Origin of the sequence: Psychrobacter sp. ENNN9_III (genome assembly GCF_001462175.1) — a bacterium.
In the GTDB taxonomy this organism is placed as follows: Bacteria; Pseudomonadota; Gammaproteobacteria; order Pseudomonadales; family Moraxellaceae; genus Psychrobacter.
In genome coordinates, this window is record NZ_LNUO01000025.1 from 39197 (window position 1) to 58930 (window position 19734).

Consider the following 19734-nt stretch of genomic DNA (forward strand, 5'->3'; position numbering starts at 1 on the left):
TTAAACACTATAATAAGTATTTAATATGACAACACTATCCGTATCCAAAGACAGCTCATCAAGCCGCGAGCCTGCACCAAAACTTACCGCTGATATCAGTTATCAGCTCGATTTTGACCGCTTTTTTGAGCATTTAGTCGATGTTACTCTGAACTTTACGGCAGATACGGCATCGCCGCGCTTATGGCTGCCCGCATGGATACCAGGCAGTTATTTGATGCGTGAGTTTGCTCGCAACATTACGGCAGTTTATTACCGAATAGAGAATGAAGAGGGTAAAGAACATAGTGATGACAGCTCTTTTAAACAACGCGCTCAAAAGATTGATAAAAATACGTGGCAACTGCCACAGGTTGAAGCTGGGCAGCTACTAAGCGTCCATTATGAAGTTTATTGTTACGACTTATCAGTGCGCACTGCCTATGTCGATCAGCAGCGTTTGTACGGAAACTTTACGTCGCTTGCCTTAGCTGTAGAAGGGCAAGAGAAAAAACCGGTACAAGTAAGCCTTATCGTACCAGCCACATTTTTGGCAGAGCAGAATCTGGCGACTGATGATGATGGTGATATCACATTGGCATGCGGTCTTGAGGCCACGCATCTATCTGTTGATTCGCAGGACGGTCATGGTAAGCATAGCTATAGTTTACAAGCAGACAGTTACTATGAGCTGATAGATCATCCTTTTGAGATTGCCGCCCAAACCTCATTTAATTTTATCGTTCAAGACGAGATGCATCAAGCATTGAGTCATCGATTTTTTATCTCTGGCAAACACAATGCCAACATGGGACGCTTGCAGCAAGATGTGACCCAGATTTGTCAGGCGTATGTCAGTTGGCTGGGTGATGCGCCATTCGACGACTATACCTTTATGACTTATGCCAGTGGTCAAGATTATGGCGGTCTTGAGCATATCAACTCTACCAGCCTGATCACCCCGCGCCGCGATTTACCAAGCATTGATGAGCCTAAGATACCAAGTAGCGACTATCAGCGCTTCTTGGGTCTATGTAGTCATGAGTACTTTCATTCGTGGTGGGTCAAGACTGTACGTCCAGATGTCATGCTAGACGTAGATCTGCGTAAGGAAGCGTTTACGCCACTACTTTGGGTGTTTGAAGGCTTTACCTCTTATATTGATGATTTTATGCTGCAAGCCTCAGGCGTGATTGATAAAGCCAGTTATCTAAAACTGTTGGCTGAACAAATTAATAGATATTACCAAACCGATGGTCGCACTCATCAAAGTGTCGCAGAATCCAGTTTTGATGCATGGATTAAGCTTTATCGTAGCGATGAGAACACTGGCAACGCAGGGATCAGTTATTATAATAAAGGGGCATTGGTCGCTCTTTGCTTAGACTTGACGCTACAGCAAAAAAGCGCTGGTCGCTATCGCCTATTCGATGTGGTAAAAGCCTTTTATACGCAAGCAAAGCAAAACGACAACAAGCGTATTGGTATCAGTAGTGCTGATATAGGTACAGTGATCAGTCAGTTTATGCCGATAGCCGATTGGGAAGACTTTGAGCAACGTTATGTCAATGGGGTGGAGGAGCTACCCCTTGAGCGCTTACTGACGAAAAACGGTATTACCATTCATGAAGATGTCAAAGAGACGGCTGATAAAAAGATACCTTGGGGCATACGTTGCACCGAGACACCAGCAGGTCTTAAAGTCAATCGAGTAAAACGCGGTAGCGTAGCAGCAAAAGCTGGGATATCGGCTCATGACGTTATTATCGCTATTGATGGTATTAAGGCTGATAATAAACAACTAACCGCCTTAAGTAATGCTCAGCACAAGATTACTTGCTATTTATTCCGCCGTGATGAGTTAGTATGTGTCAGCGTATTGCCTAGCGTAGCCATGCAAGCGCAAGATACAGTAGAAAAAGCGTTTCCACATAAGGTAAATTTGCGTTTGGCGAAAACAGAGAGCTCCCAAGAGCAGGACGATGCGAGTCAGCAGGCCGTTCTGGCTTGGCAAGCGTGGCTTGATGGCATGAAGCGTTATCAAAAATAAGCCTATCAATATCATCAAGAACAAGCCTATCAATATCGTAGCGTTTAGATAATAACTATCAACCATGTAGCACTATAAAAACCCCTTGCTAAGCGGTTATTCTTAACACGGGGTTTATATGAGAATATATAAAAGTCTAGTCGTAGTGCTGGCGACGGCTATTGATTAAGCTCATTATTATCGATCTCTTGTAGAGCAATCCAATCTTGCATAAGCTCAATCTCGCGCTGCTGTGTATCAATGATTTGCTGTGCAAGCTTACGCATCTCTGTATCCTTACCATACTCCATCTGAACCATCGCCATATCTACTGCACCTATATGGTGTGGCAGCATACCGCGAGCGAACGCCATATCAGGCACTGGGTCTGCGATGCCAAGTGTCATCTCATCATGCATAGTAACCATACCTTCAGCGTATGCACGCTGCATGGCTTGAGTATCAGGCTTTGGTTTAGCAGCATCGGGATGACTAGCAAGCCACTTGTTTAGGATATCAATCTCGATTTGCTGCGAGTCGATAATTTCTTGTGCAAGCTTACGCATAGTTTCATCGGTGCCGTATTTGAGCTGAGTTTTTGCCATATCTAATGCACCGCGATGATGCCCAAGCATACCCTTAGCGAAAGCGGTATCTGGATCATTGTAATTCATACCGATCATCATCTCATCGTGCATTCTAGTCATCGATTTGGTGTAATCTTTGAGCACGTCGCTTACTTGTCTATCATCAGCGCTTATCGCTGTATTTGGCATATCATGGTCTGTATGCGAATCAAGCGCTTCATCTACCTCAGACGCCTGTGTATTGGTTGAGGGCGCTATTACCTCTTCTATGGTCGTCGTCTCATCGTTTTGGAGAGCTGTGCTTTCTGGGCTTTCAGTGACCGGCTGGCAAGCATTAAGAAAAAGTAGCGCTGCAACACTAATAGCTAGAGCAGAAAGAGGGTAACGATAACAAGCGGCCATAATATGTCCTTAACATAAATAAGCCAATCAATAGTCAAATAGAATAATAAATTGACAAACTAGATGGCTAAAACACAACAAATAATGAATATTAGCAGGTTAATCTTGCTAATTCGAGACGCTAACGTTTCAAATATCATCACCAAATTTGCTTTAATCTTTATTGAGTTACTTCATGATACCCAACTGCTGACAACGCTCTTTATTTAAGTGAATACGTACAAACTCACCAACACCCAAATCGCCCAATTCAAACCCAGCAACTGACCATCTGATTAAGCGCAGGCAAGGCAAGCCAACATGTGCTGTCATACGACGTACTTGCCGATTTTTTCCCTCGTAGATGGTTAGCATCAGCCACGAGTCTGGTACGCTTTTACGTTTACGTATGGGCGGGTTACGCGGCCAAAGAGGCATCGGTAACTCATCTTCGTTTAGATATTTGACGCTAGCAGGCAGCGTCTTACCGTCTTTTAAAACTACACCCTTTTCAAGTTGACGTAGTTGCTCAGGGGCTGGGATACCCTCTACCTGTACTAGGTAAGTCTTGCCTTGTTTATGCCCTTTATTGGCCTTTGGTGGATGCGTGATGGGGCCTTTGGTGGATGCGTGATGGCTTTGTTTATCCGTCCATCACTTGTCAAAATAAGTAACCCTTCTGACGTTGCATCCAAGCGACCAGCCACTCTCAAAGACTTATCAGTGAAGAATTCAGATAAAGTGGTATGGTCGTTGTTACTATCGTCACGAAACTGACTTTGTACCCCGTAAGGTTTGTTAAATAAAATAAGGCTTGATGTCGACATAGGGCAGATACATCCAAACAAAAGAAAAAGTTAAAAGGTTTGATAACATAAAAAAGAGAAATTGAGTCACATATCATCGTCTGACATTTTGAAACCAAACCATCTGACAATAGATGTTAAAGTAAGCACTAGCATCTACTCATACTGTCCATGAACAGTGATCGCTCATAAATATTTCAGCCAATAAGTAACTAACCATCTAACATTGTAAGATACAACAACAGCATTATTGAGTAGATAGTGTACTAAATAAACATCATGCTAAATAACTGCAATTATAAAACCATGATGGAATAAAGGTGTTTGTAGTACTGGTCATTGAGATATCTATAGCAGAGCGCTAAGTATGCTTGCGAACCATAACATATAATCAAGGAGTTTTATTTATGTCTTATAGAAAGGTTATCGTACCAAGAGACGGTGAAAAAGTGACTGTCAATGCTGACTTATCGTTAAATGTTCCTAATAATCCTATTATTCCATTCGTTGAAGGTGATGGTATCGGTATAGATATCACACCTGTCATGATAAAAGTGGTCAATGCTGCTGTAGACAAAGCTTATCATGGTAAAAAATCAATCATCTGGATGGAAGCCTACCTTGGTGAAAAAGCTGCCAAAATTTATGAGGGCGATTACCTACCAAGCGAGACACTAGAGATATTAAAAGACTATGTCATTAGCATCAAAGGGCCGCTGACCACACCCGTTGGTGGCGGCTTTCGTTCACTAAATGTCGCAGTACGTCAAGAGCTTGACTTGTATGTTTGTCAGCGTCCAGTACGTTGGTTTGAAGGTGTACCAAGCCCAGTCCAACATCCTGAACTGACCAATATGGTCATTTTCCGTGAAAACTCAGAAGACATCTACGCTGGTATCGAATGGAAAGCAGGTAGCGAGGATGCGCAAAAGGTTATCGACTTTTTACAAAATGAGATGGGTGTCGATAAAATACGTTTTCCTGAAAACTGCGGCATCGGTATCAAACCCGTATCAAAAGAAGGCACACAGCGCCTAGTGCGCAAAGCCATCCAATATGCTATCGATAATGATTTGCCAAATGTAACTCTAGTTCACAAAGGTAATATCATGAAGTTTACTGAAGGTGCATTTAAAGAGTGGGGCTATGAGTTAGCTGCAGAGCGTTTTGGTGCTGAGTTGTTAGACGGTGGGCCTTGGATGACGATGAAGAACCCCAAAACAGGTAACGAGATTATCATTAAAGACGTCATCGCTGATGCGTTTTTACAGCAGATACTAATGCGTCCAGCTGACTACTCAGTGGTTGCAACACTTAACTTAAATGGGGACTATATCTCTGATGCATTGGCTGCAGAAGTTGGTGGTATTGGTATCGCCCCAGGCGCGAATAAAGGCGGCGCTGTCTCTGTTTATGAGGCTACCCATGGTACGGCCCCTAAGTATGCTGGTCAAAATAAAGTAAACCCAGGGTCGTTGATACTGTCTGCTGAGATGATGTTACGTGATATGGGCTGGGTTGAAGCAGCAGATCTTATTATCGAAGGTATAAAAGGCGCAATCGCTAACAAAACTGTGACATATGACTTTGAGCGTTTAATGCCCGATGCCGTTTTACTTAGTACTTCTGAATTTGGCAAAGCAGTCATCAAGCATATGGATGCTTGAAATCTCATAAAAAGCAAGCGTTATGTTTGCATTGCTTGTGAGGCTCTAACTTGAGCTTTTGTTTTACTAACTTTTAAGCCAAAAAAACACCCCAATGGTTAATCAACCATTGGGGTGCCTTGATTTAAAGCTCAGTTATGCAAGTAAAACTATAGTGAGGCTATAGTCTCATTGAACGTTTTACTTGGACGCATTGCTTGCTTAGCCAGCTCTTCGTCAGCAAAGTAGTAGCCATCGATATCTACAGATTTACCTTGAGCTTCATTAAACTCTTTAACGATAGTTTCTTCTTGGCTCTCAAGACTTTGAGCAAGTTTAGAGAATTTCTCTTTTAGCTCGCTGTCTTGTTCTTGTGCCGCAAGCTCTTCAGCCCAGTACATAGCTAGATAGAAATGACTACCACGGTTATCTAACTCACCTGTTTTGCGTGATGGTGATTTGTCATTCAATAACAGTTTTTCTGTCGCTTTATCAAGCGTATCTGCCAATACTTGCGCTTTGGCATTGTCATCGTTTTTGGCCAAATGCTCCAAGGATTCAGTCAAGGCTAAGAACTCACCCAACGAATCCCAACGTAGATGGTTTTCTTCTACCAGCTGCTCGACATGCTTAGGTGCTGAACCACCTGCACCAGTTTCAAACAAACCGCCACCTTTCATTAAAGGTACAACTGAGAGCATTTTTGCGCTCGTGCCCAATTCTAAGATAGGGAATAAGTCCGTGAGATAATCACGCAAGATATTACCAGTCGCAGAAATGGTATCAAGACCGCGAGCCACACGCTCTAAGGTATAACGCATCGCACGAACTTGTGACATGATCTCAATGTGGAGACCATCAGTGTCATGATCTTTTAAGTAGGTTTTAACCTTTTTGATTAGCTCATTTTCATGCGGACGATATGGGTCTAACCAAAAGATAACAGGCGTATTTGATTCACGGGCGCGGCGTACAGCAAGTTTTACCCAATCTTGAATCGGTAAGTCTTTGGTTTGACACATGCGCCAAATGTCACCTTTTTTGACGTCTTTTTCGAGCAATACTTCATCGGTGTCAACATCGACAATACGCGCCATACCGGTATCGCTAGATTCAAAAGTCTTATCATGCGAGCCATACTCTTCAGCTTTTTGAGCCATAAGGCCGACGTTAGGCACAGTACCCATCGTAGTTGGATCAAAGTTGCCATGCCATTTGCAGAAATTAATCATTTCTTGATAAATACGAGCAAAAGTAGATTCAGGCATAACGGCTTTACAATCGTATAATTTGCCATCAGCGCCCCACATTTTACCGCCATTACGAATCATAGCAGGCATAGAAGCATCTACGATAATGTCGCTTGGAGAATGGAAGTTGGTAATACCTTTTGCAGAGTCGACCATAGCCAGACGCGGGCGATGCTCTTGACAAGCATGTAAGTCTTGCTCAATCTCTTCACGCTTTGATGCTGGTAATACTGAGATTTTATCGTATAAATCAGCCATGCCATTGTTGACGTTAATACCTAACTCATCAAAACAAGCACCATGTTTTTCGAACGCTTCTTTATAGTAAATTCTTACTGCATGACCAAAGACGATAGGGTGTGAAACCTTCATCATGGTGGCTTTTACATGCAATGAAAACAAAATTCCTGCTTCGCGGCAGTCTTCCATTTCACGCTCATAAAATTCTAGCAGGGCGTCTTTACTCATAACCATCAAATCGATAACTTCTTTGTCTTGTAACGCAATCTCAGGCTTTAAGACCTTTTTGGTGCCATCATCGAGCAACAACTCCATACGGACGGTACGAGCTTTATCCAATGTTATAGACTGCTCACCATCATAAAAGTCACCGCCATGCATGTGTGATACGTGCGTGCTTGACCATTGCTTCCATTCACCCATAGAGTGTGGATGTTTGCGCGCATAGTTTTTGACGGCCTTTGGTGCACGGCGATCTGAGTTGCCTTCACGTAATACAGGGTTTACCGCACTACCCAGCGCTTTACCAAAACGCTTGCGCAGCTCTTTTTCTTCATCAGTCTGTGGATCTTCGGGAAAATCAGGTATCGCGTAACCTTTGCTTTGTAGCTCTTTAATCACAGCTTTAAGCTGTTGCACAGAAGCACTGATGTTAGGTAGTTTGATGATATTGGTGTCAGGTTCTTGCGTTAGACGACCAAGCTCAGCTAGATTGTCAGGAACGCGTTGTTCTTCATTTAAGTATTCAGGAAATTCAGCCAACACTCGGGCGGCAACAGAGATATCACTGGTTTCAACAACAATCCCTGCCGTCTGCGTAAAGGCTTCAACAATAGGTAAGAACGACAGAGTCGCCAGCGCTGGGGCTTCATCAGTTTTTGTATAAATAATTTTTGACATTTTAGTAAAGTAATCCTTTAGTCGGTAGTTAATAATAAGGCTCAAATATGATTATTAATGTCAAATCATACTAAGCGATAACGAACTATATGGCTATATCAAGTACATCATGCAGTCCCAAAGTTTGAGACTGCTTAAAAATTTTCTGTTACTAACGTTCATTTATATTCGATAAAACGATATTTAAAAAGTTACCTTTTACTTTCATTTAAATTATCTAATGACAGTTATCCAAAAGTAACTGATTGACCGCATATTATAGCTAATCCACTACAAATTCGCTCAATGTCAATCTCATATAATGAACTAAGTGTACTGTTCTTGCTCATATCCTATGTATCTAAATTATATTAATCTAATAACAGCTTTATTCTACCAGTCATCGACACTGATATCATCTTTTCCATGCAATTATCATTTTTTTGCTGCTGTTATTTAGTTGCAGCTCATTTATTATAATTTATAAAACTGATCAATAGCGTAAAAACCTTTGGTTAAAGGGCTAACAGGACCATGGTCAAACGTTCAACACGCCCTAATATGAGTATAAACATATAATATAACAAGTGAAGACATCTGCATCATTGTAGATGACTTTTTTATGCTTGTTGAACAGATATAACAAAGATTTTGAGTCTTGTTGTTTGCTTTGGCCGTGTCTTTTGCAAATTGTGACAGCAAAATAATTGACGTTTGATACGCTAAACCATAAAGAAAAAACAATGTGAGAGTTATGAATTTACAGTATGCACTACTTAAGGATACAAGCTGGCAGAGTCAAGTCGATTGGCAGTTGCCTGATACGCCTTTTATGTCGTTTGCTTTTTGGCAAGCACTAATAGATACACAAGCGATTGGCGAGCGAGCAGGATGGCTGCCTATATTTGTTTTGGTCTATCGTACAGAGGGTATGGTTCAAGAGGCCACAAATGACACCATCACAGAACCAGTAGATATCTCCCAAGCGGTCGCTGTCATGCCAGTATTTGTAAAAGACCACCATCGCGGTGAGTTTGTGTTTGATCATGCATGGGCGCAGGCTTATGCGCGCTATGGCCTTGATTATTATCCGCGTTTGGTGACAAGCTCTCCTTATACCCCAATTACGGGACAGCGTTTATGGTTGGCAGCTGGTGAAACGCTTGATGCCGATATTTTAAAAACGGCGATGGCAGGAGTAGATGATATTGCCCAGCAAGTAGGAGCATCAAGCTGGCATGGATTGTTTGTAACCCCTACATTGGCCAAGCTGGCAACGTCACTAATGCCTGCTAATAATGTGAATAATCCTGCACAAATAACTCATACGGACATAGAGGCTCTCACTGTAAACAATCCTATCCTTGAGCGCCAAGGTTGTCAGTTTCTATGGCAAAATATAGACTTATCACAAGACCATCAGCCTTTTACGGACTTCGATGCGTTTTTAATGACATTAACGGCCAAAAAACGTAAAAATATCCGTGCTGAGCGTAGAAAAGTGACTGCTCAAGGGATTCGTTGCGTTCGTAAATGCGGAGATGAGATTACTGAGGCGGATTGGAAGACGTTTTATCATTGCTATGTAATGACCTATGCAGTTCGCGGACAACAGCCATACTTAAAAGAAGCATTTTTTATGGCATTGGCAAAAGAGATGCCTAAGCACTTATTTTTAGCGCAAGCTTATAATGAGAATGATGAAATTATCGCCAGTAGCTTGTTTTTATACGACACACCTCATAGCGAAAACGCGACTTTATATGGTCGTTATTGGGGCGCGCTTGGGGAGTATGACAGCTTGCATTTTGAGCTATGTTATTACCAAGGTATTGAGTTTGCCATTGAACAAGGTTTGACATATTTTGATCCCGGTACTCAAGGTGAGCACAAGTTAATACGCGGTTTTATTCCAACCAAAACACATTCGTTGCACCGTATTTATGATCCGCGTTTTGTACCAGCGATTGCAGACTTTTGCGCGAAAGATCGACTACATATGGCACATTATCGCCAGCATGCGCACGATGCACTACCTTTCAATATTGATAATATGCCAGAGTTTACCGATCATGATTGATATGATCATGACACGATTTGAGGGTCATGGCTAACATGGTTTCGAAATATTTATCAATGAGGTTTTTTGTTGTTGTTTTGGTCTAGCAAAGCTAAAGACAGCCTTTTCAGATATACATCACTATCTACAAAGTATTTAGTCGTTTTTAGCGCATGCCAAAATCTGGTAAAACACTTATTTTATTGGCTATTTATTTGTGTTATAAAACCATTTGATTTGCCCAGCTGAAGGTGGGGCTTTTTTGCGCTCATAACGTAAATTTTCATGTTACACTTGGTTATAGCGATATCCTGAATGCAGGAGCACATCAAAACTATTGCTGATACCGAGATGCCGCCTCTAGGCTTCTTATCTCTACCAACTCCTTTCTAACAATAGTCAATATATAGGACATTTATATGTTTAAAGATATATCTATCAAGGATTTTGATCCAGAACTTTCAAAAGCCATGGAAGCTGAAAGTGTACGTCAAGAAAACCATATCGAGCTTATTGCTTCAGAAAACTATTGCTCGCAAGCTGTGATGGAAGCGCAAGGTACAGACCTTACCAATAAATATGCTGAAGGTTATCCAGGCAAGCGTTATTACGGTGGTTGTGAACACGTTGATGTCGTTGAACAGTTGGCTATTGATCGTGCAAAAGAATTGTTCGGTGCCGAGTATGTCAACGTACAGCCGCACTCAGGCAGCCAAGCGAACTCAGCAGTATTTTTAGCACTTCTTGAGCCTAATGATACAGTACTTGGCATGAGCCTAGACGCGGGTGGCCACTTGACGCATGGCGCGCATATCAACTTCTCAGGCCTTAACTATAATGCTGTACAATACGGATTGGTTGAGGGCACTGGCCTTATCGATTATGACGAAGTTGAGCGTTTGGCAAAAGAGCATAAGCCTAAAATGATTATTGCTGGTTTTTCAGCCTACTCACAGGTTGTAGATTGGGAACGTTTCCGTGAAATCGCTGACGAAGTAGGTGCGTACTTACTGGTAGATATGGCACACGTTGCGGGTCTTATCGCTGGTGGTGTTTACCCAAGCCCAGTACCATTTGCTGATGTAGTCACTACGACAACGCACAAAACCTTACGTGGCCCGCGTTCAGGTATGATCTTGGCTCGTGATGAGAAGCTGGCGAAAAAGCTCAATTCTGCGGTATTCCCAGGCAACCAAGGTGGTCCATTGATGCATGTAATCGCTGCAAAAGCGGTTTGCTTCAAAGAAGCCTTAGAAGATAATTTCAAAACCTATCAGCAGCAAGTTGTCAAAAACGCCCAAGCGATGGCTAAAGTCATCCAAGATCGTGGTTATGAAATCATCTCTGGTGGTACTGAAAACCATCTAATGCTGATAAGCTTGGTTAAGCAAGAAATGACGGGTAAAGAAGCGGACAAATGGCTTGGCGATGCGCATATCACTGTGAATAAAAACGCTGTACCAAATGATCCAAAATCTCCATTCGTCACATCTGGTATCCGCATCGGTACGCCAGCGATTACTACACGTGGCTTTAACGAAGCACAAGCTAGCGATTTGGCTGGCTGGATCTGCGACGTACTAGATAGCCGCGGTGATGAAAAAGTCTTGGCTGATGTACGTGGTAAAGTAGAAGCTATCTGTAAAGAGCTACCAGTTTACGAAAAAAACCAGTAAGCCAGTTCTCTTAACTTAAGCCAGCGCTTATCAAGCATTGGATAAAAAAACCGCTTAGTTTAGGCTGGGCGGTTTTTTCTTTGTTATAAGCAATCTGTCTTTTTATAGTGAACTTCTCAGTCGAGTCTTTGGAACATTGATGGTTTGGTCATAGTATTCAGAATTATAGTACACGGAGATTAGGCAGCCAACGTATCAGCCATACCAAACACATCAACCACCAAGCTGATTTAAGGCCAACGCCAATATCAGGCCAACACTCGCACTGATACCCGCCCAGTGGTTGCCGCGTTTAAAAGCAGTTGGAAACACCTCAGTCGCTAGAGAAGCAATAACAGCCCCAGCAGCGAAACAATCGATAGCACTAATAACCTCTTCATCAACGCCTTTGAGCAGCACCTTACCTAAGATAGCAGCAAGCGATAACAAAACAGCAGCACCGATCCAAAGCATGAGCACTTTCTTGTTACTTTTGCCATTTTCACGCATCTCTTTGGCACCGCCGGCCGCTTCTGGAAGGTTGGACAACAAGATAGAACCTGCTAATGCAGCGACTTGCATTACGTTGCCGCTTAAAAGTGATACGCCTAGCGCCAAATTTTCAGGCACTCCGTCAAGTGTGATAGCAGCCAATAGTCCACCACCGCCTTCCGAGTTGAGTTTTTCATCAATCAAGTAGTCAATACCTGTAAATACGATGGCGCCTAATAAAGTGAAAGCCGCTGTGATCCAAATTCCGCTATCAGTCACGGCTGGTTGTAATAGCTCGATGACCACTGATATCGTTAGTGCGCCGCCTGCGACCGCCAGCAAGTTGCCTTCAAGCCAGCTAGGTAGTCGCCCATACAACCCCCAAAGCGCCCCGACGATAAGGCACCTGATACAACAATGATTACTGCAAACACTAACATAATTTACCTCAATATTTTTATACACCATTGATAACGGCTAATGGTTTTGGTGTCATTAGAAGTTGCGTAACAAAAACGTAAGGTTTGTTCTTTAATCTACGTGATCAGTAAACACGCTAACCAAAAACCCCAACTAACCGAAGTGTAGTTGGGGCTTTAATTATTACTAAGACTGGTCTAAAAAGTCTTGTTTCTACATAAACGGCAAATTAACGAATATTTGCAATACTGTAGCGTTGACGATATCGACAAAGAATGCACCAACCATTGGCACAATTAAGAACGCCTTATACGAAGGCAGGTAGCGATCGGTGACCGCCTGCATATTTGCAATCGCAGTCGGCGTTGCTCCCATACCAAAACCACAATGTCCTGCTGACAAGACAGCGGCATCGTAGTTTTTGCCCATTACCTTAAAGGTTACTAGGTACACATAGATAATCATAATCACCGTTTGTACGATTAAGATAATCAGTACAGGTCCTGCCAAATCAGTCAGCTGCCATAGTTTTAGTGACAACAATGCCATGGCCAAAAACAGGCTCAAAGAGGCGTTACCTAATACATCAATGGCACGGTCAAACATCTCAAAGTTAAAAAATATCGTTAGTACGTTGCGAATAATCACACCGCCTGCTAACGCCCAAACGAAGGTAGGCAACTCAAACCAAGTATCGGCTGCAACCAATGTCATGGTTTCTGCAAACGCCAGTGCACCGGCAAACAGTGCCAAAGTTTCAATGGTAGAGGACGCAGTAATAAGACGAATGTGGTCAGGTCTTTCAAAGATTTCTTTGTCATTTAAAATGTCGTCTTCGTCGTGCTTGGTACTATATAGTGACTGCGCACCTGTTACCTTTTCAATATCACTTGGACTTTGATTGTAGGGAGTTGGCTCTATACCAAGCTTTTGGATCAAACGACGAGCTACAGGCCCACCGACTACGCCGCCTGCGACTAGACCATAAGTTGCAACAGCGATACCTAGAGTCGTTGCACCGACTACGCCATATTGCTCCTCTAAAGTAATGCCCCATGCGCCTGCTGTACCATGTCCACCAGTAAGCGCGATAGAACCTGTGACCAACCCAAGTAAAGGGTCAAGTCCAAGAGCACTCGCCATCGCGACACCAACGATATCCTGCAAGATAATAAAAACGGACACCACAATGGTGAAAACTAATAATGGCGTGCCACCTGCTTTGAGCTTACTAAAGTCAGCACTCAGACCGATGGAGGCAAAGAACATCAGCATGGTTGCCGTTTGCAATCCTTGGTGAAAGTTAAAGCTAAATCCCCAAAATATATTTAATATATAAACAACGACTGCAGCTACTAAACCACCTGCAACTGGTTCTGGAATATTAAAATTCTCTAAAAACTTGATATTCTTAACCAAAAACCGCCCTAGCAATAGTACTAAAGTGGCTAATATCAAGGTGTAATAGCCATTTAAAGTAATTTCCATAGATCAATCCTTTTTCTAAATATAAATTAACCTAAATTTGGGACAAAATTATATTTATCTTAAATTTAGGTTTTGTGATAATTAGCGACTAATCCTTGTCTCTTGTCGGCACAACCACCCAAAGTTGCGGCTTGCCGAAGTCCTTATAGGCATCTTCAACGATACCTTTAAAAACGTTAAAGTCCTCAGTGTTTATGTTCTCTACCTCAGCCAAATTAAGCTCTAGATACGCAACTTCACTATCTGTCAAACAATCCCACGCACTATCCCAGTTATGAGCAAAGTAGCTGGGAAAATCGCACGCTTTGGCTAAGCTGATCAAAAGGGTGTTTTTATCAAGCGTTTTACCGATTGGGATGCTAACAGCCTGCTTAGGAATGCTGTCACTTAGTGCTGCACTGCTTTGATCAATAAAATAAATGGCTTGGCTCATATTAATTTACCTTAAGCTTTCGAAAGCTGTCGTAATGGTCGATGGTCAAGTAATAGACGGTAGGAGGGTTGCCCCCAGTGACAATACGCCGCGCTCCTCGATGAGACACCCCAGGCGTGGGTACTGTGTACTCGCGGTAGTACCCTTGGGACTCGGCAGGCAGTCTGCCTTCACGATTATAAAAGGTAGTACCGTCTTTATTCGGATACGGAAAAGGCCCACCTTGTTGAATCAGCGCAATGGTTTGGTCTACCTGAGGGTCGCCTGTGATAGCGCTTGTATCTGTCTCAACATAAGAAGAGGTTGACGTAGTATTAGATGGAGCATCACCGAGTAACGCAGGCTTTAATTCAGTATAGCCAAAGAATATAACGGCAATAAGAATAAGTACGCTAAGAGCAGTTGATTTCCAGCTTTTATTGCCATGCCTCTGATGTTGATTGCTAGAGGTATGATGGCGGTTACGGCTACTCACGCTACTTGGTCTCCGGCCGTCGTTCTGATTACTTTGGTTTGAATGTACTGACGTATGTTTTGATCTTGACGTACTCTGCTCGATACTCAACGAAGCATCAGTCACCTTAGTTGCTCTCAATTGACTTTTATCGTTACGTTCACTATTAAAATAGACTCGTTGACCTATAGTGATTGGTTGTGACAACCTCACTTTACTGACATGAAAGAAGACATCTTCATTTTGCTCATCGACATCGATAAAGCCATAGCCTTTATCGATGTTATAGTGCTTGATTTTGCCACTTTGCATAAGGCCACGTTCCTATATGGTTTTTTTCGTTATGTTGCAACCTGACTTTTATCTTGGTTTTTTATTGAGTAACTGATTTTTTATGGCCCATTTACCATTAATAAAAAAACGCCAGCAATTAAGCTGACGTTTTTTTGTGGATTATACTTGAGGTTACGCCATAAATGGTAGGTTAAGGGGTAATAAGTTAACAAGAGACAACAAGTTAAGCGCGCGTCTCGCCATGTCCATAGACAATCCACTTCTGTGAAGTTAAGCCTTCAAGACCTACAGGGCCACGCGCGTGAATCTTGTCGGTTGAGATACCAATCTCTGCGCCTAAGCCATACTCAAAACCATCTGCGAAACGGCTAGAAGCATTGATCATGACACTGGCTGAGTCCACTTCACGGATAAAGCGCTGCGACTTAGTATAGTTATCAGTAATGATGACATCGGTATGATGGCTGCCATGGGTGTTGATATGTTCAATGGCTTCATCAATGCCTGACACGATTTTAATCGCTAAAATAGGCGCTAGATATTCAGTATCCCAGTCCTCATCAGTTGCAGCCGATAGATGACCTTCGAGCTTAGCATTATCACTTAAGATAGCTTGCGCCTTGTCATCGAGACGTAGTTGCATGGCGTCATCAGCTTGGATAATGGCTTCAGCAATCTGCGGTAATAGCTCGTCTGCAACTGTATCATCGAGCAATAACGTCTCCATAGTATTGCACGTGCCATAGCGATGCGTTTTAGCGTTGACGCTGACATCGATGGCGATTTTTGGATCGGCATCGCTATCGATAAAGGTGTGGCAATTGCCATCTAGATGTTTGATTACAGGCACTTTGGCATCATTACTGATACGGGCAATCAGACCTTTGCCACCACGCGGTACAATGACATCGACATATTCAGTCATGGTAATAAGTTCACCAACAGCGGCGCGATCTGTGGTTTGTAATACTTGCACGCTATGCTCAGAGAGGCCAGCTTTTTTTAGGCCCTGATGAATACATTTCGCGATTGCTTGATTGGATTCAAATGCTTCTGAGCCGCCGCGTAGAATAATGGCGTTGCCTGATTTTAGAGCTAAAGAAGCAGCTTCTAAAGTAACGTTTGGACGCGACTCATAAATCATGCCAACGACGCCAAGTGGCACGCGCATTTTACCTAGATGAATACCAGATGGACGATAGGTCATGTCTGTGACTTCACCGATAGGATCAGGTAGTGCTGCGACATCTTTTAGGCCTTGGAGCATGCCCTCAAACCGATCTTCATTTAACTCTAGGCGATCTAGAAGCGCTGTTTCAAGGTTGTTTTTTTGACCGTTATCCATATCGATTTTGTTAGCAGATAAAATATCTTGTTTTGCATCAACTAATACATCATGAATCGCTAACAATGCTGAGTTTTTATCGCCAGTATTAGCAGCGGCAAGCGTACGCGACGCTGCACGTGCTTGTTTGCCGACTTGTTGCATATAAGTAGCGACGTCTGCGGTATTTGATTGACTCATAAAAGATTTTCCTTGTGTCTGTGGATGAGAGTTTTTCATTAATAATTGAGTATCGTTGGCCAGAGTTTACGTTTTATCGGACTCACAGCGTTATGCTATTTAACATAGAGGAGTTACAGTCGATAGTAAAGATGAATTTGTGAACAGTAACTGCCTTTACTCAGCAATTCTTGTCACTTATGCTGACTTTATCAGTTTTTATAAACATAAGAGTTAATTCAAAATACTATCTATTTGTAAGAGTGTTAACTCAAAATAATAATACAAAAAACTTAATACGTACGTGGTTACGCACTTTTAACATAACTGTGCTGTAACTACTAAGGTAGTGACAAGCGGTTATCAGTATAGTTGAGTACTAAATCACCAAGCATTTACTAAACTCAATAATCACTGAATGCGTTTAGAAAATTTCGAATCCTACCAGTGCCAAAGAGCCGCGGAGAATTAAAATGAAGACCATGAAAAAAACCAACACAATAGAGACAACAATGCATAAACCAATGCTCAAAAAGTGGTTGTTTGCTTCGTTAGCAGCATCTGTTTTAGCCTTAGGCGCTTGTGCGGACAATGAGACACCAGTGAACGAAGATGAGACAGCTATGGATGCTCAAGCAGAAGTGGAGCAGGGTGTCACCAATGTAGACGATGACACTGCCATGGCCACCAGTGAAGATACAGCATACGCCTCGGATGATATGCCTAGCGACGCTGATAGTGATATGATGAACAATGACGTTGCCATTGCTACGGCTGATGAGTCTGAAGTAGCTGACGAATCTGAAATACTAGATGGTAGCGAATCAGAAGAACATGTCTCAACCTACTAATTTTAACCTATCAAGTCATGAGTAATAAGCTTATAGAGTGTCTATTACTTGAGCTAGTAGTTGAACTGACTATTACTACCTTTGTATAACAAACGCTACTAATATATGTGAGCTCAGATATGCCAATGCTATCTGAGCTATTTTTATGGGTACAGAAACAAGATGTATCAAGCATAAAAAACAGATAGAAAGTTTGCCTTTTGGTCCTGTTTTAAGCGACAATGTGGCGCAATAGCCCTATAAAACTTATTAGTATCATTTTAAGTTATTATGACGCTTCTCCCTTTATTTATTTTTATTGGAAATCTGCTAACCCATGCTTGAGACTGCCGCAAACTCGACTCGCCCTATTGCCTTAGAGTTACAAGATCTTCATAAAAGCTTTGGCTCATTGGCTGTGCTCAAAGGTGTATCGTTGACTGCCTACGATGGCGATGTCATCTCTATCTTAGGATCTTCTGGCTCTGGTAAATCGACTTTACTACGATGTATTAATCTACTTGAAAAGCCCACGCAAGGACATATCAGTGTTGGCAATGAAGAGCTCATGCTAAAGCCAACCAAGTCCGGTGAGATGCAGGCGGTAGACAATAAGCAGCTCGACAGCTTACGTGCCCGTGTGGGTTTTGTCTTTCAAAACTTTAATTTGTGGCCACACAAGACAATTCTACAAAACATCATTGAAGGGCCAACGCAAGTATTAAAAATTAAAAAAGAGCAAGCCATCAGTGATGCAGAGAAACTGCTAGATAAAGTTGGTTTGCTTGACAAAAAAGACGCTTATCCTGCCAACTTGTCAGGTGGTCAGCGTCAGCGTGTTGCTATCGCTCGTGCACTTGCTATGCAGCCACGCGTATTGTTGTTTGATGAGCCAACTTCTGCGCTTGATCCTGAGCTGGTCAATGAAGTGCTGACCGTTATGCGAGACTTAGCAGAGGAGGGACGTACGATGTTAATTGTCACTCACGAAATGCGCTTTGCTCGTGAAGTCTCAAACAAAGTGGTGTTTTTACATCAAGGTGTGATAGAAGAGATAGGCACACCTGAGCAGGTATTTGATAATCCCACCTCAGAGCGAGTCAAAGAATTTATGGCATCGCACAATCAAAATTAATTATTAAAAATACCCGTCAACTATTATCTATCGCGCTATGTTTTAACCTTATGTGTTAACTTCTCAGACAATCAATCACCTTACCACTATCTGACATTGACAAACTAACAACGTCAGATAGTGGCGATGTCAAACGAACATCGAGCATGTTTTTTATCCTCATTTGATGCTTTATTACTCGATAATGACAGTCAATATGCAAAACGTTTGTTTTTGATATTTGAGTGAGGTATTATCGAGTTGTCTATAAAATGTCAATACTTGTTATTGTATTTATATCTGGCAAGGATGTCAGACGTTAAAACAACACAAATTTTTATCAAAAATTTATTAAAAAATGAGGAACGTATGATGTCGAACTCTCGCCTATTGTGGTCGTCGATGACCATCACCGCGGCCATTGCGCTTAGTGCTTGTAGTCAACCTGCTAATGAAGCCGCTGATACTAGCGCTGATGCACCTGCGGCAGACGCGACTGGTAAGACTATTCGTATCGCGACTGAGGGCGCTTACCCTCCTTTTAACTATACCAACGCTGATGGCAGTTTGGCAGGTTTTGATGTCGATGTTGCCAATGCTTTGTGTGAGCAGATGCAAGCCAACTGTGAGATCGTCGCTCAAGACTGGGACGGTATCATTCCAGGTCTATTGGCGCAAAAGTACGATGCCGTGGTCGCAGGTATGTCAATTACTCCTGAGCGTCAAGAAAAGGTAGATTTTACTGAGCCTTACTTCGCTAATACCATGGTATGGCTAACTGATACTAATGGCAGTTTTGATCCAATGGCAATGGAAAACCTGACATTAGGTGGTCAACGCTCAACGACTCCAGGCGCTTATCTACAAGATAATTATGAAGGTAAAGACGGCAATACAGTTCAGTTATACGATAATTATGACAACGCCTATTTAGATCTAAAATCAGGCCGTAGCGATGCAGTATTGGCTGAAAAAGTATCGGCCAAATCGTGGTTGGCAGATAACCCTGAAGGCTTTGGTATTGTTGGTGATGAAATAGATAACAACGACAACATTGCCATCGCTGTACGTAAAAACGACTCTCTTAAAGATGACTTTAATAAGGCGTTAAGTGAGATCCGCAGCAACGGTGAGCTTGCTCGTCTTGAACAAGAAAACTTTGGTCAATAAAATTCTGTTTTAGAAATAAGAGAG

The 19734-nt window shown here is 42.3% G+C and carries 16 protein-coding genes; 7 read left to right on the forward strand and 9 right to left on the reverse strand.

Annotated elements, in window-relative coordinates:
- The first annotated feature begins 25 nt into the window (after positions 1-25).
- Complete coding sequence (locus tag PENNN9_RS01945; protein ID WP_058368078.1) at positions 26-2029, forward strand: M61 family metallopeptidase; 2004 nt, start codon at positions 26-28, stop codon at positions 2027-2029.
- A 158-nt stretch (positions 2030-2187) separates the two neighbouring features.
- On the opposite strand, the gene PENNN9_RS01950 is transcribed toward PENNN9_RS01945, so the two are convergent.
- The 3 genes from PENNN9_RS01950 to PENNN9_RS12915 all read right to left on the reverse strand — a co-directional run bounded on the left by PENNN9_RS01950 (position 2188) and on the right by PENNN9_RS12915 (position 3803).
- Entirely contained in the window at positions 2188-2997 is an 810-nt protein-coding gene (locus PENNN9_RS01950) for a DUF305 domain-containing protein (protein WP_058368079.1), read from the reverse strand.
- A gap of 168 nt (positions 2998-3165) precedes the next feature.
- Positions 3166-3414, reverse strand: coding sequence for a hypothetical protein (locus tag PENNN9_RS12910; protein WP_227511685.1), 249 nt, complete (start codon positions 3412-3414; stop codon positions 3166-3168).
- A 119-nt stretch (positions 3415-3533) separates the two neighbouring features.
- Complete coding sequence (locus tag PENNN9_RS12915) at positions 3534-3803, reverse strand: pseudouridine synthase (protein ID WP_227511686.1); 270 nt, start codon at positions 3801-3803, stop codon at positions 3534-3536.
- A 386-nt stretch (positions 3804-4189) separates the two neighbouring features.
- Between PENNN9_RS12915 and icd the strand changes: the two genes are divergently transcribed.
- Entirely contained in the window at positions 4190-5449 is a 1260-nt protein-coding gene (icd, locus tag PENNN9_RS01960; protein WP_058368080.1) for an NADP-dependent isocitrate dehydrogenase, read from the forward strand.
- 149 nt (positions 5450-5598) lie between these two features.
- Here the strand turns inward: icd and PENNN9_RS01965 are convergent, their stop codons facing one another.
- Positions 5599-7818 carry an NADP-dependent isocitrate dehydrogenase gene (locus tag PENNN9_RS01965; RefSeq protein ID WP_058368081.1) on the reverse strand — a complete coding sequence of 740 codons (2220 nt, stop codon included), beginning with the start codon at positions 7816-7818 and terminating at the stop codon, positions 5599-5601.
- Positions 7819-8551: 733 nt separating this feature from the next.
- On the opposite strand from PENNN9_RS01965, the gene PENNN9_RS01970 reads away from it, so the two are divergent.
- Together PENNN9_RS01970 and glyA are read left to right on the forward strand one after the other, a co-directional pair.
- Complete coding sequence (locus PENNN9_RS01970; protein WP_058368082.1) at positions 8552-9877, forward strand: GNAT family N-acetyltransferase; 1326 nt, start codon at positions 8552-8554, stop codon at positions 9875-9877.
- Positions 9878-10275: 398 nt separating this feature from the next.
- Positions 10276-11532, forward strand: coding sequence for a serine hydroxymethyltransferase (glyA, locus tag PENNN9_RS01975; RefSeq protein ID WP_058368083.1), 1257 nt, complete (start codon positions 10276-10278; stop codon positions 11530-11532).
- Positions 11533-11745: 213 nt separating this feature from the next.
- Here the strand turns inward: glyA and PENNN9_RS01980 are convergent, their stop codons facing one another.
- The 5 genes from PENNN9_RS01980 to PENNN9_RS02000 all read right to left on the reverse strand — a co-directional run bounded on the left by PENNN9_RS01980 (position 11746) and on the right by PENNN9_RS02000 (position 16617).
- Positions 11746-12471, reverse strand: coding sequence for a ZIP family metal transporter (locus PENNN9_RS01980; protein WP_264752882.1), 726 nt, complete (start codon positions 12469-12471; stop codon positions 11746-11748).
- Positions 12472-12636: 165 nt separating this feature from the next.
- Positions 12637-13911: a sodium/glutamate symporter gene (gltS, locus tag PENNN9_RS01985; protein ID WP_058368084.1), complete on the reverse strand. Its 1275-nt coding sequence runs from the start codon at positions 13909-13911 to the stop codon at positions 12637-12639.
- Positions 13912-13999: 88 nt separating this feature from the next.
- Positions 14000-14344 carry a barstar family protein gene (locus tag PENNN9_RS01990; protein ID WP_058368085.1) on the reverse strand — a complete coding sequence of 115 codons (345 nt, stop codon included), beginning with the start codon at positions 14342-14344 and terminating at the stop codon, positions 14000-14002.
- A gap of 1 nt (position 14345) precedes the next feature.
- Positions 14346-15110 carry a ribonuclease domain-containing protein gene (locus PENNN9_RS13215; protein ID WP_075103428.1) on the reverse strand — a complete coding sequence of 255 codons (765 nt, stop codon included), beginning with the start codon at positions 15108-15110 and terminating at the stop codon, positions 14346-14348.
- Positions 15111-15315: 205 nt separating this feature from the next.
- Complete coding sequence (locus PENNN9_RS02000; RefSeq protein WP_058368086.1) at positions 15316-16617, reverse strand: glutamate-5-semialdehyde dehydrogenase; 1302 nt, start codon at positions 16615-16617, stop codon at positions 15316-15318.
- Between the two features lie 452 nt (positions 16618-17069).
- Between PENNN9_RS02000 and PENNN9_RS02005 the strand changes: the two genes are divergently transcribed.
- The 3 genes from PENNN9_RS02005 to PENNN9_RS02015 all read left to right on the forward strand — a co-directional run bounded on the left by PENNN9_RS02005 (position 17070) and on the right by PENNN9_RS02015 (position 19710).
- The gene (locus PENNN9_RS02005; RefSeq protein ID WP_143505728.1) at positions 17070-17447 is read left to right on the forward strand and encodes a hypothetical protein; all 378 of its coding nucleotides are present in this window, start codon (positions 17070-17072) and stop codon (positions 17445-17447) included.
- Between the two features lie 316 nt (positions 17448-17763).
- Entirely contained in the window at positions 17764-18561 is a 798-nt protein-coding gene (locus PENNN9_RS02010; RefSeq protein ID WP_058368088.1) for an ABC transporter ATP-binding protein, read from the forward strand.
- Between the two features lie 348 nt (positions 18562-18909).
- On the forward strand, positions 18910-19710 hold the full coding sequence (locus tag PENNN9_RS02015) for a transporter substrate-binding domain-containing protein (protein WP_178379374.1): 801 nt from the start codon (positions 18910-18912) through the stop codon (positions 19708-19710).
- The last annotated feature ends 24 nt before the right edge of the window (positions 19711-19734 follow it).

What these genes read in the sequence shown, in the direction of transcription:
- PENNN9_RS01945 (WP_058368078.1), top strand. Translation starts at nt 26, where the DNA reads ATGACAACACTATCCGTATCCAAAGACAGCTCATCAAGCCGCGAGCCT.
- PENNN9_RS01950 (WP_058368079.1), bottom strand. Translation starts at nt 2,997, where the DNA reads ATGGCCGCTTGTTATCGTTACCCTCTTTCTGCTCTAGCTATTAGTGTT.
- PENNN9_RS12910 (WP_227511685.1), bottom strand. Translation starts at nt 3,414, where the DNA reads ATGCCTCTTTGGCCGCGTAACCCGCCCATACGTAAACGTAAAAGCGTA.
- PENNN9_RS12915 (WP_227511686.1), bottom strand. Translation starts at nt 3,803, where the DNA reads ATGTCGACATCAAGCCTTATTTTATTTAACAAACCTTACGGGGTACAA.
- icd (WP_058368080.1), top strand. Translation starts at nt 4,190, where the DNA reads ATGTCTTATAGAAAGGTTATCGTACCAAGAGACGGTGAAAAAGTGACT.
- PENNN9_RS01965 (WP_058368081.1), bottom strand. Translation starts at nt 7,818, where the DNA reads ATGTCAAAAATTATTTATACAAAAACTGATGAAGCCCCAGCGCTGGCG.
- PENNN9_RS01970 (WP_058368082.1), top strand. Translation starts at nt 8,552, where the DNA reads ATGAATTTACAGTATGCACTACTTAAGGATACAAGCTGGCAGAGTCAA.
- glyA (WP_058368083.1), top strand. Translation starts at nt 10,276, where the DNA reads ATGTTTAAAGATATATCTATCAAGGATTTTGATCCAGAACTTTCAAAA.
- PENNN9_RS01980 (WP_264752882.1), bottom strand. Translation starts at nt 12,471, where the DNA reads ATGGTGTATAAAAATATTGAGGTAAATTATGTTAGTGTTTGCAGTAAT.
- gltS (WP_058368084.1), bottom strand. Translation starts at nt 13,911, where the DNA reads ATGGAAATTACTTTAAATGGCTATTACACCTTGATATTAGCCACTTTA.
- PENNN9_RS01990 (WP_058368085.1), bottom strand. Translation starts at nt 14,344, where the DNA reads ATGAGCCAAGCCATTTATTTTATTGATCAAAGCAGTGCAGCACTAAGT.
- PENNN9_RS13215 (WP_075103428.1), bottom strand. Translation starts at nt 15,110, where the DNA reads ATGCAAAGTGGCAAAATCAAGCACTATAACATCGATAAAGGCTATGGC.
- PENNN9_RS02000 (WP_058368086.1), bottom strand. Translation starts at nt 16,617, where the DNA reads ATGAGTCAATCAAATACCGCAGACGTCGCTACTTATATGCAACAAGTC.
- PENNN9_RS02005 (WP_143505728.1), top strand. Translation starts at nt 17,070, where the DNA reads ATGAAGACCATGAAAAAAACCAACACAATAGAGACAACAATGCATAAA.
- PENNN9_RS02010 (WP_058368088.1), top strand. Translation starts at nt 17,764, where the DNA reads ATGCTTGAGACTGCCGCAAACTCGACTCGCCCTATTGCCTTAGAGTTA.
- PENNN9_RS02015 (WP_178379374.1), top strand. Translation starts at nt 18,910, where the DNA reads ATGATGTCGAACTCTCGCCTATTGTGGTCGTCGATGACCATCACCGCG.